The sequence below is a fragment of the Neorhizobium sp. BT27B genome (genome assembly GCF_050455485.1).
Classification (GTDB): Bacteria; Pseudomonadota; Alphaproteobacteria; order Rhizobiales; family Rhizobiaceae; genus Neorhizobium.
Window position 1 is genome coordinate 186,474 of sequence record NZ_JBCIYT010000003.1, and the last position, 13,490, is coordinate 199,963.

Here is a 13,490-nt window from a genome sequence, read left to right on the forward strand (position 1 = left end):
CGGCTGCGGCCGCCTTTTTCATGTGCGCCGTCCTGTTGTTCTGGGGACGGTGGTTTGAACGCGGTATGCGCGGCAACGCGGAACTTTACAGGGCGGTCATTGCGGGCCAAGGTGCCGCCTCAAGAACAAGAGACTAGGGTCCCATGACTGCCTCCACCAAAGACATCCTTTCCGCCGCCATCCGCTCGATCCCGGATTATCCGAAGCCGGGCATCATCTTTCGCGATATCACCACGCTGCTCGGTGATGCGACAGCTTTCCGGTTGGCGGTCGATGAACTGGTGAAACCCTATGAAGGGCTTGGCGTCGACAAGATCGCCGGCATGGAAGCGCGTGGTTTCATTCTGGGCGGCGCCATGGCCCACCAACTGTCCGCCGGCTTCGTGCCGATCCGCAAGAAGGGCAAGCTGCCTTACCGAACGGTGAGCATGGCCTATGCGCTGGAATACGGCACCGACGAAATGGAAATCCACGTCGATGCGGTGAAGCCCGGCGAAAAGGTGATCCTCTGTGACGACCTCATTGCGACAGGCGGTACGGCCGTGGGTGCAGTGCAGTTGCTGCGCCAGATCGGCGCGGAAGTCGTCTCCGCCTGTTTCGTCATCGATCTGCCGGAGCTCGGAGGCCGCAAGAAGCTCGAGGCGCTGGGCGTCGAAGTGCGAGTACTGGCGGAATTTTCCGGGCATTGACCCCTCGTTTTCCATGATTGCGCGGGTTTTTGCCCGCGTTATCCTCCATGCCTGAGCCGACGGGGCCGGGACACCATCATGGGGGATTTTGCATGGACGTGGCGACGCTTCTGGCTTTTGCCGTTGCTTTTTTCGTATTCGCCGCAAGTCCCGGCCCGGATAACATGACCATCATCGCGCGGACGCTGTCGCATGGCGCAGCATTCGGCATCGCTTATGCGAGCGGCATGGTGGCGGGCATTCTTGTCTGTCTTTCTCTGGCCGTTCTCGGCCTCTCCGTGCTTGCTGCCGAAATGGGTGGCGTGATGACGGTGCTGCGTTATGCCGGCGCGGTGTACCTGATCTGGATGGGGTTTCGCATGTGGAGCGCCGATCCGGTTCTGCCGGACGTGTTGCCGGCTGCCGACCGGCGCGACCTGATGAAAACCTTCGTCACCGGCATCGCGCTCAATTTCGGAAATCCCAAGATGCCACTGTTCTACGTGGCGCTGCTGCCGCATGTGGTCGGGCCGCAATTGACGTTTGAGCAGGGCGGCATGCTGGCGTTGACCATCCTGCTTGTGGAAGTGGTCGTCATCGGTGCCCATGTGCTGGCTGCCAGCCGCGCGCGAAAAATGCTGCGCAGTCCGGTGGTGATGCGACGGGTCAACCGGGCGTCGGGCACAATGATGATCGGGGCGGGTGTTGCCGTGGCAGCGTCGCGCTGAAACGCTTTTGCCTATTCGAATTCCAGCACGCTGCCTTCGTAACGCATCACCAGCTGACCGTCCTGATTGACGCCCTCATTGAGCGTGCGGTTGATGAAGGTGCCCGGACGGGTGGCGAGCGGGCGGCTGTCCACCATCGTCACCGAATAGGTGATGCTGTCGCCGGCATAGACCGGGCGCAGCCATTGCAGCTTCTGGAAACCGGGTGAGGGTCCGAGTTTTGGCGGCTGCTGGCCCTCGGCGATCAGGCGCCCGCTTTCCTGCGCCCAATAGGCCAGAAATGTCTTCATCCAGCCGGCGCAGGTGTGCCAGCCGGAGGCGCAAAGCGCGCCGGAGACGTAGTGCCTGGCAACTTCCACATCGACATGGAAGGGCTGCGGATCGAACTGTTTTGCGAAGCGGATGATGTCGTCCGTCGTGAACAGCATCGTGCCGGTCACGACCTTTTCGCCCGGTGGAGAAAGCTCTATCAGCCTCATTCGGAAACCTCGGGCGAGATTTCGGTATGGGCGCGCAGGCGCATCATGATCGGGTTTTCGCCACGCATGACGGTTTCGCCGCGCTGGTTTTCCACCTCGTGCAGGAATTTGACAAGGCCGATGCCGGGCTTGGAGCGCAGCGGGCGTGCTTCGATGACGGTGGAGCGGCCGGACAGGGTATCACCGGCCAAGACCGGTTTGCGCCATTCCATGAAATCTATGCCGGGAGAGCCTTGCGAGGAAGAGCGCGACAACCAGCCGTCATACATCATGCGCATGAACAGGCTTGCCGTGTGCCAGCCTGAGGCCGAAAGGCCGCCCAGAATGCTGGCACGGCCGGCCTCTTCGCTGAGGTGCATGGGCTGCGGATCAAATTCGGACGCGAAGGCGATGATCGCCTCCGCGGTGATTTCGGCATGGGCCAGGGCAAAAATGCGTCCCGGTTCAAAATCCTCGAAATGGAACTCGATCACGCCCATGGCCGGTGCTTCTATCTTACGTGTTGAAGCGGAAGTGGATCACGTCGCCGTCGTTGACGACATATTCCTTGCCTTCGTCGCGGCCCTTGCCGGCTTCCTTGGCGCCAACTTCGCCCTTGTAGGCGATGTAATCGTCAAAACCGATGGTGAAGGCGCGGATGAAGCCGCGTTCGAAATCGGTGTGGATGACGCCGGCGGCAGCCGGTGCCTTGGTGCCACGGACGATCGTCCAGGCGCGGGTTTCCTTGGGGCCGACCGTGAAATAGGTGATCAGGTGGAGCAGGTTGTAACCAGCGCGGATCAGGCGGTCGAGGCCAGCTTCTTCAAGGCCAAGCGCCGAGAGGAATTCCTTGGCTTCTTCTTCCGGCAGCTGCGCCACTTCGGATTCGATCGCCGCCGAGATGATGACGCATTCCGCACCCTGTGCCTTGGCCATTTCGGCCACGGCCTTGGTGTGCTCGTTGCCGTCGACCGCATCGCCTTCGGCGACGTTGCAGACGTAGAGAACCGGATGCGAGGTCAAGAGGTTGAGGCCCTTGAGGATCTCGATATCATCAGCCGCCAGCGTCTTCAGGAGGATGCGGGCCGGTTTGCCTTCGTTGAGAAGCTTGATGACCGCTTCCATAACCGGCAGCTGGGCGACCGATTCCTTGTCATTGGTCTTGGCGCGCTTGCGGGTCTGTTCGACGCGGCGCTCCAGGCTTTCGAGGTCGGCGAGCATCAGCTCGGTCTCGATCGTGTCGGCATCGCCGACCGGATTGATCTTGCCTTCGACATGGGTGATGTCGTCGTCTTCGAAACAGCGCAGAACATGCACGACAGCATCGACTTCGCGGATGTTGGCCAGAAACTTGTTGCCGAGGCCTTCACCCTTGGATGCGCCGCGCACGAGGCCGGCGATATCGACGAAGGAGATGCGCGTCGGGATGATTTCCTTGGAGCCGGCAATCGCTGCCAACTGCTGCATGCGTGCATCGGGCACGGCGACTTCGCCGGTGTTAGGCTCGATCGTGCAGAAGGGATAGTTGGCGGCCTGCGCGGCAGCCGTCTTGGTGAGTGCGTTGAAGAGGGTGGACTTGCCGACATTCGGCAGGCCCACGATACCGCATTTAAAGCCCATGGTCGGGAACCCGTATCTTTGAACAAACGTGGGGCAGGCTATGGGGGAAAGCGCCGTGAGGGTCAAGGGGGCGGGCGGACCTCGTCCCTTGCGGGCCGGCCCGATATCACTTACTTTTAATGCTCACGGAGTGTTGGTCATGACCATATTGACTGTCACCAGCGAGGGCGAAGTGATCCTCGACAGAAAGCTTCTGGAGACGCTGGACATTGCGCCGGGCGACCGGCTGGTTGCTCTTCCGCAGGCCGATGGCGGACTGTCTCTTTCACGCATGCGAGATAAGGCCGCGCCGACCGGAGAAAAGGCCGAAGGTGGACTGGAGGCGTTTTTCGGAGGCCTGAAAAACAGACGGCAGCCGGCTCCTTCGCTTGATGAAATCAATGAAGCAATTGAGAGCGGTTGGGCCGGTAAAGTACGGTTCGACGATGATCGCTGATACCAATGTGCTGGTCCGTGTTTGGGCCGGAGACGACGCGATCCAGGCCGCGCAAGCACAGGATGCCATGGCGAAAGCGCAGCACATTTACGTGCCCGTCCCAGCTTTCTGCGAGTTTGTCTGGGTACTCCGGCAGATCTATCGCCTTTCAGGTGTTGAGATTGCCGGTGCAATAAGGACGCTGATTTCCAATGATCGTGTTATTGTGCAGCTGGATGCCGTGACGGCAGGTTTGTCATTTCTCGATGCGGGCGGCGATTTTGCCGATGGCATTGTCGAATTTGAAGGACGACGGCTTGGTGGCAGGGTTTTCGCGACTTTCGATCGCCGGGCCGCAATGATCATTCGCGGGCAGGGGCGGGAATGCCTGCTGCTGGGTAGCAAATAACAACGTCATATTGCTGAAATATTGAACCGCGCTTATGCGCTGGAATTCATGCCTATCAGGCAACGTCATCATCAGGAGATGCCGATGGCCGACGACACCACGCTCAAGCCGACATCGAAAACCAAACCCAAGACGGAGCGCCCGAAGCTCCACAAGGTGCTGTTGCTAAACGACGATTATACGCCACGCGATTTCGTCACCCTCGTGCTCAAGGCGGTTTTCCGGATGAGCGAGGAGGCGGGATATCGGGTGATGATGACTGCGCACAAGATGGGCAGTTGCGTCGTCATGGTGGCGGCGAAGGATATTGCCGAGACGAAGGCGACCGAAGCCGTCGATCTCGCCAAGGAAGCGGGTTTTCCGTTGATGTTCACCACCGAACCCGAGGAATGATACGCAGCCTCAGCGTTTCATCGGCCGGTAGAGATAATCGTCCGGCAGGTCGAGGCGGCGGCAGGCCTGGACGGGTGGCGAGGAGCGCAGCAGCAAGCGGTCTGCGCTGCGGGCCGCCAGTCGCACGGTCGCGCGTTCCAGTCGGTTGAGCGACCATTCCGGACCAAGCTCCAGCCGGTGTCTTATCCAGTGGGGCAGGGTTTCGACCGCAGCCTTGAGCAGCATGCCCTGCAGTGGCCGCGTCGGGGCCGGGAGTGCCGGAACATCACGCATGATCGCGAGAAATTCTCCAACGATCGGTGACGGCTCCAACCGGTCGCGTTTGGCGGCGAAAAGAGCGTTCAGTTCGGTCTGTGATTTGGGCGCGCCCAAGGCGCCATAAAGCCGGGCGGCAAGCCCTGCTTCGCGAAAAAGGGCGTCGCGTTCCTCGTCGGACAACGGCCGCACGAAGTGATGATAGGCTTCCATGAAGCCGAAACCGGCCGTGGCCTGCACCCAGTCGAGCAGGTCCTGATCATTGGCGTTGTAAGATTCACCACTGCTTGTATGGCCCTCGACCCGACCGTGGCGGCGCACGACACCGGAGATCATGGCCTCGGCCTGGCTGCGGGCGCCATAGACCGTCACCATGGCGGCAAGGCCGGTGCGTTGCAGGCGCGTCAATGCGTCGTCGCGAAAGCTGCTATGTTGCCAGACGCCGTCCCGCACTTTCGGTTCGGCGAATTCCAGAAGAACGGCGGCGATGCCACCGATGAACATCGAGATCTGGTTCTTGAAGACGATCCACGAAACGGAATCGGCCGGTACCAGTGCCGGCTCGCCCCTGGGTGCGGAAAAATCGATTTTCAGGCCGCTATTGCCGATCAGGTCGGTGGCGGCGCGATCCAGCCTGTCATGCAGCATACCGGGCAGTGGCAGGGCTGTGGAATGATGAAACATCGCAAACTCCTTCGTGACCAGAAGTCACTCAAGAGGGCGTTTGTTCCAGAATTGTGATTGATCATCTGTTTTTGTTCAACTGCGGCGGATCTGAAAGCCCGTCTTGCTACGTTCAAAACCGCAATCCTCATAGAAGCGCAGCGTCGATGGATTTGTTGAACCCGTTAATAACATGACCTTGTAGCAATCGGCCTGCCATGCCATCTCGATCGCGTGTCGGATCAGCTGCGATCCATGCCCTTGCTGACGGTGCGCGGCATGGGTGACAACGTTTTCGATAAGGGCATATGGGCAGGCGTTGCGGGTCAGGTTTGGCACAACGACAAGCGTGATGGTTGCCACGGCCTTGTCGCCTTGAAATCCGATAAGCACAGTCATGCCCGGTTGAGCAAGGATCGTTGAAAATCGCTCCTCAGCAATTTTAGAACTGACGACCGGATCATCGTGACCAAGATGCCGATAGAGAGCGAGCAAGGCGGTCAAATCATCGCTGCCAGCAGCGCGGATTACCAGCTCCTCCGCCATCGATGTCACTCGCCCTTGCTGCCGAACATCTTTTTCAACATCTCTGCCATCGGTCCTGATGTCGGCAGGTTGGGTTTTCCGCCGCCGCGTGCCTGATGAATGTGGGATTTGCCGGCCGGTTTTGGGGAGGCCAGCTTTTCCGACTTGGGCTTTTCGGCCTTTTCCGCCTCGGGCTTGGCGCCGACGGCCAGCGCCAGCTTGTTCATCAGTTGCGAATCCTCGCGCTTCACCAGCATGCCGGCATCGTCGGCCAGTGTGTCGAGCAGCGGTTCCAGCCAGACCTTGTCGGACTTGGCGAAATCGCCGAGCACGTGGTTGTGCACCTGTTCCTTGTTGCCGGGATGGCCGATGCCGAGCCGCAGGCGGCGATATTCGTTGCCGCAATGGGCGTCGAGTGACTTGACCCCGTTATGACCACCATGGCCGCCGCCGGTCTTGATGCGGGCGCGGCCGGGCGCGAGGTCGAGTTCATCGTAGATGGCGACGATGTCACCGGGGCCGAGCTTGTAGAACCGCATGGCCTCGCCGACGGCTTCACCCGACAGGTTCATGAAGGTCTGCGGTTTCATCAGCAGCACCTTTTCGCCGCCAAGTTCGCCTTCGGAAATCAGCGCCTTGAACTTTTTCGACCACGGCGCAAAGCCGGGCAGTCGCTGAATGGCGTCCAGCGCCATGAAACCGATATTGTGGCGGTTACCCGCATATTGCGTGCCGGGATTGCCCAGCCCTGCGATGATCTGCATGTCTGCACCGTTCGTGGTGATCTGTCCGGCCTTCACCACCGCGAAACGGCACGGATGTCAACCGCCTTGCGTTCGCTGGAGTGTTTTCATCACTTCAGGGTAGCGGTGGTTCAAGACCGTGGGCGCGATATATTCTGGCTTGTGTGCCGTCGGCAATCATGCGGTCGAGTTTGGTCTGCAATGTCTTTATGGTCTGCCACGGGACGTTGCGATTGCAGGCGATGCCCAGGCTCTGTTCGGTCAGTTGCGCGACCTTTTCGATTTCGACGCCGCGCTTGTGCAGTTGTTCATAGACGTCCTGCGACATCGGCATGAGATCGATGCGGTCACGCAGCAGCTTGGCAAGCGTCACGTCGAATGTCGAACTGATGTCGATTTTCGGAAATTTCAGTTTTTGCAGCACCGTTTCCGTGTAATCGGACCTGTGTGTGCCCACGGTAAAGGCCTTGGCTTCATCGATCGTCTGGGCAGCAACGCCGGCGTTGCGATGCTTGACGAGAATGCTCCGGCTTTTGGCAAGCGGCATCACCCATTTGAAGCGCGGTTTTCTTTCGGGGGTCTGTGCCGCTGAAAAAACGCAGGTCGCGGGCTGGGTTTCTGCCAGCGCTATGGCGCGCGCCCACGGCATGACCTCTATCCGGTAATCGAGGTCACTGCCCGCCATGATGCCTCTGATCTGATCGACCGAGATACCTCTGGGAGGGCTTGCTGCGTCCTCAATGACGAAAGGCGGATAGGATTCCGTGGTGAAAAGCAGAGTTTCGTCTGCCGCAGCGTGTCCGGCAGCGAAGATCAGGCTGAGTGTCAGCGCCGGAGCCTTCATTTATTCTCCCTGTCGGTGCGACTGTGGAGTGTCTTCATCAACCCGCCATCGTTTCAAGTTCGTCGTCGCTTTGCGAAAGCGCCGTCATCAGGTCGGCAATGCCAAGCGGCTTGGCGTAGAGATAGCCTTGGGCGCAGTCTACACCAATTTCCCTGAGGAAGGTACGCTGTTCCTCCGTCTCGACGCCTTCGGCGATCACGGTGCATTTCATCTTGTGCGAGATCGCGCTGATGCCTTCCACCAGCATCCGGCTCTTTTCGGCGACTTCCTTGCGATTGCCGCCAAGCGAACGGATGAAGGACTGGTCGATCTTGACGATATCTACCGGGAAACGGCTCATGTAGCTGAGCGACGAATAACCGGTTCCGAAATCGTCGATGGCGATGCGGCAGCCCAATTGGTGAATACCGTCAAGGATCTGGCGGATTTCCGGGTTGTCGTGCATCAGCACAGCTTCGGTAATCTCGACGACAAGACGGGATGGGCGGATGTCGTAGCGGTTCAATGTGCCGGCAAGATATGGGGCGAGGTGCCGGTCGAACTGCAGCGGCGAAAAATTGACGGCAACATAGGTGTCCGCCAGACCCGGCAGACGCGAGACGCGCGCGAGGTTGGCGATCGCGTCCTCGAAAATCTGCTCGCCGATGCGGCCGATCGAGCCGGTTTCTTCGGCAACGCCGATGACGGCTGCAGGTGGCAGAAGTCCCTTGCGCGGATGGCGCATGCGCATAAGCGCTTCGAAGCCGATGATCTTTCCGCTCTCGATCTCGACGATCTGCTGGAAATGCGCCTCGAACCAGTGGGCCGCCAATGCTGCCTCGATGTCGCTTTCGATCTCGGCGCGTTCTCGGGTGCGGTCGAGAATGCTTGGATCGAAGACCTGGGCGCCGTTCTTGCCCTCGCGCTTGCGCTCGTACATCGCTATGTCGGATTTTTGCAAAAGCTCGGCGGCGCTGTTGGCATGCAGGGGGTAGAAGGCGAGGCCCATGCTGGCGCTGAGGCGCACATGCTGGCCTTCTGCCTGAAAGGGCAGGTCGAATATGTCGACAACCTTGTCACACAGCGCTGCGGCGCGTTCCTGTACTGCACCACCCGTAACCAGAATAGCAAATTCATCGCCGCCGAGACGGGAGACGGAATCGCCCTTGCCGATCAGCGGCTGCAGACGCTGGGTGAACTGCCGCAGTACAGAATCGCCTGCGGCATGGCCAAGATTGTCGTTGATCGCCTTGAAGCGGTCGAGGTCGATGAACAGGCACGCCACCTCACTGCCGGTCGCGTCCGCCTCGGCAATCCGGCCATCGAGAGCGGCCTCGAAACCCTGCCTGTTGAGGAGGCCCGTCAGGTAGTCGGAAATCGCCTGGTGGTGATTGCGCAACTCGGACTGCTTCAGTTCTGTGACGTCGGTCATGACGCTCAGCGAGGCCGGCAGGTCGGCAGCCGAGGATACCAGCTGTGTTTCGGCGATCAGGGCGTCCATGATGCGTCCGTCGGCACAGACAAATCCGATCGTCACATCGCTCGCCGAGCCGGCGGCGACGCCGCCGCCTTTGCGCCGAGCATAACGGTCACGGTCTGCGGGGGCGACGAGGTCCCTGAACGGATGGCCCAGGATGTCTTCGCGCCGGTAGCCCGTTGCCAGCAGCCAGTAATCGCTCACCGCCGAGATCATGTCGTCGGCATTGAGAGAAAACAGCATGGCGGGCGTGAGGTTGTAGGTCTCCTTCATCAACTGGTGGGCGCGCTTCAGTTCGCGCTCCTCCCTGTCCAGCTGGATCTGCATTTCGTTGAAGCTTTTGGCAAGCCGGCCCATCTCGTCGCCGGAGCGCCAGTCGACATGGTGGCGGGAGCCTAGCCGACGCGTGGCTTCGATCGCAGCGGTCAGCCGCATCAGCGGCTTGATGATCATGATGCGATTGCCGATGATGGCGGCGCCGAACACGGTGAGGATGGCGATGACGAAAATCGAGATGAACGCCATTTCCATCTGGTTCAGCGCCGCGAACCAGCCGATCCTGACATATTGAAGCGTCAGCCTGCCGACGTTGCGCGGCCCGTCCGCCGACTGGAAGAAGATCTGCCTGGAAAGCTGCTCCACATCATCGCCATCGCTTTGCGGGTTGCTATCGGTGACGTCGAGCTTGCCGAGCGTATCGGTGATGCGCACGACACGTACGCCGCGTTCGGCCACGAGCATGCCCGAGATACGGCGGACGCTTTCGATGTCCAGTTCCCACAGCGGCTTGCTGAGCGCCTGAGCATTGGCGGCAACAAGGATTTCAATCTGTTCGTTGAGGCTTTTGGCGGCCTGCTGCGAAGACAGGGCGAGAAAGAGCGTGAACAACGGTGCGACGACAGCAAGCAGCGCGCCTGATATGATGGCGACAAAACGGCTTTCTACAGAATGAGTCATCATTCGTACTTTCAGGGTCGCAGCGTTCTCTTATGGTGGCGTTTTGGACGCCTTGTTAATCCGAATTTTTGTCACGGACAGATTAAGCTTTGCTGAAGTTATTTTTGGCCTCTTCTTTCCCTTTGATCGTTTTTTTGCCGTTGTTAGGAAGAGTAGAGTTCGATCACATGATCTCCATTATAATGCGATCCGTTATCACTTTCTGAATAAGCCTGATTTTTCAAGCCTCGGCAGATGACGCCGCCCGCACGTGCTTAAACAAGCCTTAAAACGAAAGAGGCCCGCCGTTGGAAACGGCGGGCCTCGATCAAAGCACTGTCGGAAAACGTATTATTCCGAAGCAGGTGTTTCTTCAGCAGTTTCTTCTTCAACGCCGGCAGCCGGAGCGACGAGCGTTGCGATGGTGAAGTCGCGATCGGTGATGACCGGAACAACGCCCTTCGGCAGCTTGACGGCCGAGATGTGCAGGCTGTCGCCGATCTTTGCGCCGGTCAGATCAACCGTGATGAATTCCGGGATCTGGTTGGCCGGGCAATGCAGCTCGACGGTGTGGCGAACGATGTTAAGTACGCCGCCCTGCTTGATAGCCGACTTGTCTTCGTTTTCGAAGTGAACCGGTACTTCAACGTTGACTTCGGTCTTTGCAGACACGCGCAGGAAGTCGACATGCATGGTGAAGTCGCGGACCGGGTCCAGCTGGTAGTCCTTCGGCAGCACGTTGATCTTCTTGCCATCGAGAACGATGGTAGCGATCGTCGTCATGAAACCGCCGGCGTGGATACGCTTGGTGACTTCGTTGGTCGACAACGTGATGGAGATGGGGGCCTGCTTGTCACCATAGATGACAGCGGGAATGAGACCATTGCGGCGAAGTTCACGGGAGGACCCCTTACCGACCCGTTCGCGCGCCTCGGCCTTGAGCTCGTAATTGTCCTGGCTCATGGCATTTCCTTTCGAGGTTGTTTGGAGTGTCTGCCGCAGCGAAAAACGCTATGATGGGCAAACCGGAGGATATCTCGCGATACTCTCCCATCCGCATTGCCTCCAAGGGTGTCTACGCGGACGAGGGGTCCATAATACAAAGGCTCAGCAATGGCAAGGGAAGGTGTCAGGAAAGCGTTTGCAGCCTGCAGTTTGCGCTCCGGCGGCGTTTCGAGACAGGCTGCAACCTTGCCCTGTTGATATTGCCGAATCCTTAACCTTGCTCGCCAACGCTTCGATTATCATTTGTTTCTAAAACGGCAGAGACACTCCAAGCCGGAATATGAAATGCTGCATATATTGAATTGTATCGCCGTCGAACACGACTGGCGTTACGTGGGCGCCGCCGTGATGATCTGCGTGGTCGGTTCATTCCTGACCATCCGGCTGTTTTCGCGCGCCCGTCGTGCGGCGGGCCTCGAGCGGGCAATCTGGATTTTCCTGTCCGGCTTTATCGGCGGCACGTCCATCTGGACGACGCATTTCCTGGCGATGCTCGGTTATCACGCCGGCGGGGCTGCTGGTTACGGCGGTGAGCTGACGCTGCTGTCGCTGTTCATTGCCGTGGCGACGACAGTTTGCGGCATTGCCATCGCCACATATGCCGGTCGCTCCGCGCTGGCTGAGGCTGGCGGCGCTGTCATGGGGCTCGGTATCGCTGCCATGCATTATACCGGCATGGCTGCCTATGAGATCCGTGGCGTGATCGCCTGGGATCAGGCCTACGTCGTCGCCTCACTGGTACTTGCCGCGTTTTTCGGTGGATTGGCAATGAACCGCGTGGTTCGTCCTGTCAGCCGGTTCTGCCGGTATGGCGGGCCGCTTGCCATGGTTCTCGGGATTGCCAGCACGCATTTCACCGGCATGGCAGCAATGGCGGTGACGCTCGACCCGGCCATCGGCTCCGCGGCAGAAGCCATTTCCCCGGTTCTGCTCGGTTTCACCATTCTTTCCGTGATGATGGTGCTGCTGGTTCTTGCCGCTTGCGCCTACCTGCTCGATGCGCGCACCACCGAGGCCGCTGTCGAGCGTTATCGTCATCTCTCGCGTCATGACGCGCTGACAGGTTTGCCGAACCGCTCCGCCTTCAACGAGGAAATCGAGAGCCTGCCGCGTCGCAACCATGACAGCTCGGCGCGCATTGCCGTTCTTTCCTTCGACCTCAACCGGTTCAAGGAAGTCAACGATGTGCATGGCCATGCGGCCGGTGACGCCGTTCTGCGCGAGATTGCTGCGCGGCTGGCCGCATCATTGCGGGATGGCGAGTTTCTGGCGCGCGTCGGTGGTGACGAGTTCATCGCTCTCACCCGCAATTATTATGTGCGCACCGATGCCAGTGCGATGGCCAATCGGCTGATGGGCGAAATCGGCAAACCGGTGGAGTGGAACGGCAACACGTTCATCGTCGGTTCGAGCGTCGGCATTGCTATCCATCCGGATGATGCGGCCGATATCGACGATCTTCTTGCGCAGGCGGATGTCGCCATGTACCGGGCGAAGCAGTCCGGCGAAAACGCCGTCTGCTTCTACGATCCGTCGATGGATCAGGCGGCGCGCGAGCGCAACATTCTGGCCATGGATATGCGCTCCGGCCTGCGCCGCGGCGAGTTCGAACTTTATTATCAGAAGCAGAACGATACGCTCAGCGGCAATGTGATCGCTTTCGAAGTGCTTTTGCGCTGGCGCCATCATACCAGAGGCATGATTTCTCCGGTCGAGTTCATCCCCATCGCCGAACGCAACGGCTTTATCAACGAGCTTGGCGAATGGGTGCTGCGGCAGGCCTGCACGGAAGCGGCAAGCTGGAAAAATCCTTTGCGGATCGCCGTCAACGTGGCCGCGCCGCAACTGGCCGACATGTTGTTCCCGATGAAGGTTCGCGACATTCTGGCGTCGAGCGGCTTGCCCGCCGAACGGCTGGAACTGGAGATCACCGAAACAGGTATCGTTGCCGACCAGCAGCGTGCGCTGGTGATCATCCGGCAGCTGAAGGACATCGGCGTGAAGATCGCCATGGACGATTACGGCACCGGTTATTCTTCGCTGTCGACGCTGCTGACCTTTCCGTTCGACAAGATCAAGATCGACCGTGCTTTCGTTGATGGCGTGCCCACCAGCGCGCAGTCGGCTGCCATTGTCCGCTCGACGCTGATCCTTGCCTCCAGCCTCAATATCCCGGTTTTGGCGGAGGGCGTCGAAACCGATGCCCATATCGCTTTCCTGCGGGAAGAAGGATGCGGGCAGGTTCAGGGTTATCTCTTCGGCAAGCCGGGTCCGAGATCCGGCATAGAGGACATCGTCAACGGTCCGGCAGTCGCGCCTGAGGGTATTTCTACGGTTGCGGAGAGTGCTGCCGCTGCATGAGCTGTGGTTGT

Annotated in this window: 15 protein-coding genes; 6 read left to right on the forward strand and 9 right to left on the reverse strand. The window is 59.5% G+C overall.

All coding sequences use genetic code 11. The annotated features are described in order from the left end of the window. The first annotated feature begins 143 nt into the window (after positions 1-143). Together AAIH70_RS09605 and AAIH70_RS09610 are read left to right on the forward strand one after the other, a co-directional pair. The gene (locus AAIH70_RS09605) at positions 144-689 is read left to right on the forward strand and encodes an adenine phosphoribosyltransferase (protein ID WP_132272025.1); all 546 of its coding nucleotides are present in this window, start codon (positions 144-146) and stop codon (positions 687-689) included. Positions 690-781: 92 nt separating this feature from the next. Then, on the forward strand, positions 782-1,396 hold the full coding sequence (locus AAIH70_RS09610; protein WP_132272026.1) for a LysE family translocator: 615 nt from the start codon (positions 782-784) through the stop codon (positions 1,394-1,396). Positions 1,397-1,407: 11 nt separating this feature from the next. On the opposite strand, the gene AAIH70_RS09615 is transcribed toward AAIH70_RS09610, so the two are convergent. The 3 genes from AAIH70_RS09615 to ychF are packed head-to-tail and all read right to left on the reverse strand — an operon-like array spanning position 1,408 to position 3,474. Next, a complete protein-coding gene (locus AAIH70_RS09615) occupies positions 1,408-1,875 on the reverse strand; it encodes a MaoC/PaaZ C-terminal domain-containing protein (RefSeq protein WP_430033911.1) in 468 nt (155 codons plus the stop codon). Continuing rightward, positions 1,872-2,354, reverse strand: a complete 483-nt coding sequence (locus tag AAIH70_RS09620) for a MaoC family dehydratase (RefSeq protein ID WP_132272028.1) — start codon at positions 2,352-2,354, stop codon at positions 1,872-1,874. The genes AAIH70_RS09615 and AAIH70_RS09620 overlap by 4 nt, the downstream gene beginning before the upstream one ends. Positions 2,355-2,370: 16 nt before the next feature. Then, positions 2,371-3,474, reverse strand: coding sequence for a redox-regulated ATPase YchF (ychF, locus tag AAIH70_RS09625; protein WP_132272029.1), 1,104 nt, complete (start codon positions 3,472-3,474; stop codon positions 2,371-2,373). A 139-nt stretch (positions 3,475-3,613) separates the two neighbouring features. Here ychF and AAIH70_RS09630 point away from each other — a divergent pair, with 139 nt between their 5' ends. From AAIH70_RS09630 to clpS, 3 genes are all read left to right on the forward strand, one after another. Further along, positions 3,614-3,910, forward strand: a complete 297-nt coding sequence (locus AAIH70_RS09630; RefSeq protein WP_132272030.1) for an AbrB/MazE/SpoVT family DNA-binding domain-containing protein — start codon at positions 3,614-3,616, stop codon at positions 3,908-3,910. Beyond that, entirely contained in the window at positions 3,900-4,298 is a 399-nt protein-coding gene (locus tag AAIH70_RS09635; RefSeq protein ID WP_132272031.1) for a PIN domain-containing protein, read from the forward strand. Before AAIH70_RS09630 ends, AAIH70_RS09635 begins: the two co-directional genes overlap by 11 nt. Positions 4,299-4,382: 84 nt before the next feature. Then, positions 4,383-4,691 carry an ATP-dependent Clp protease adapter ClpS gene (clpS, locus tag AAIH70_RS09640; RefSeq protein WP_132272032.1) on the forward strand — a complete coding sequence of 103 codons (309 nt, stop codon included), beginning with the start codon at positions 4,383-4,385 and terminating at the stop codon, positions 4,689-4,691. A gap of 9 nt (positions 4,692-4,700) precedes the next feature. Here clpS and AAIH70_RS09645 read toward each other — a convergent pair whose 3' ends face one another. The 6 genes from AAIH70_RS09645 to AAIH70_RS09670 form a co-directional block, all read right to left on the reverse strand. Further along, on the reverse strand, positions 4,701-5,630 hold the full coding sequence (locus AAIH70_RS09645) for an oxygenase MpaB family protein (RefSeq protein ID WP_132272033.1): 930 nt from the start codon (positions 5,628-5,630) through the stop codon (positions 4,701-4,703). Between the two features lie 75 nt (positions 5,631-5,705). Further along, positions 5,706-6,155 carry a GNAT family N-acetyltransferase gene (locus AAIH70_RS09650; RefSeq protein ID WP_132272034.1) on the reverse strand — a complete coding sequence of 150 codons (450 nt, stop codon included), beginning with the start codon at positions 6,153-6,155 and terminating at the stop codon, positions 5,706-5,708. 5 nt (positions 6,156-6,160) lie between these two features. After that, a complete protein-coding gene (gene pth / locus AAIH70_RS09655; protein ID WP_132272035.1) occupies positions 6,161-6,898 on the reverse strand; it encodes an aminoacyl-tRNA hydrolase in 738 nt (245 codons plus the stop codon). Between the two features lie 94 nt (positions 6,899-6,992). Beyond that, a complete protein-coding gene (locus AAIH70_RS09660) occupies positions 6,993-7,721 on the reverse strand; it encodes a substrate-binding periplasmic protein (protein WP_132272036.1) in 729 nt (242 codons plus the stop codon). A 37-nt stretch (positions 7,722-7,758) separates the two neighbouring features. Next, on the reverse strand, positions 7,759-10,134 hold the full coding sequence (locus AAIH70_RS09665; RefSeq protein WP_132272560.1) for a putative bifunctional diguanylate cyclase/phosphodiesterase: 2,376 nt from the start codon (positions 10,132-10,134) through the stop codon (positions 7,759-7,761). A gap of 330 nt (positions 10,135-10,464) precedes the next feature. Beyond that, positions 10,465-11,076 (reverse strand): 50S ribosomal protein L25/general stress protein Ctc, encoded by a 612-nt coding sequence (locus AAIH70_RS09670; RefSeq protein WP_132272037.1) that lies wholly within the window; start codon positions 11,074-11,076, stop codon positions 10,465-10,467. Between the two features lie 327 nt (positions 11,077-11,403). Here AAIH70_RS09670 and AAIH70_RS09675 point away from each other — a divergent pair, with 327 nt between their 5' ends. Continuing rightward, entirely contained in the window at positions 11,404-13,479 is a 2,076-nt protein-coding gene (locus AAIH70_RS09675; protein ID WP_132272038.1) for a putative bifunctional diguanylate cyclase/phosphodiesterase, read from the forward strand. Positions 13,480-13,490 lie beyond the last annotated feature (11 nt).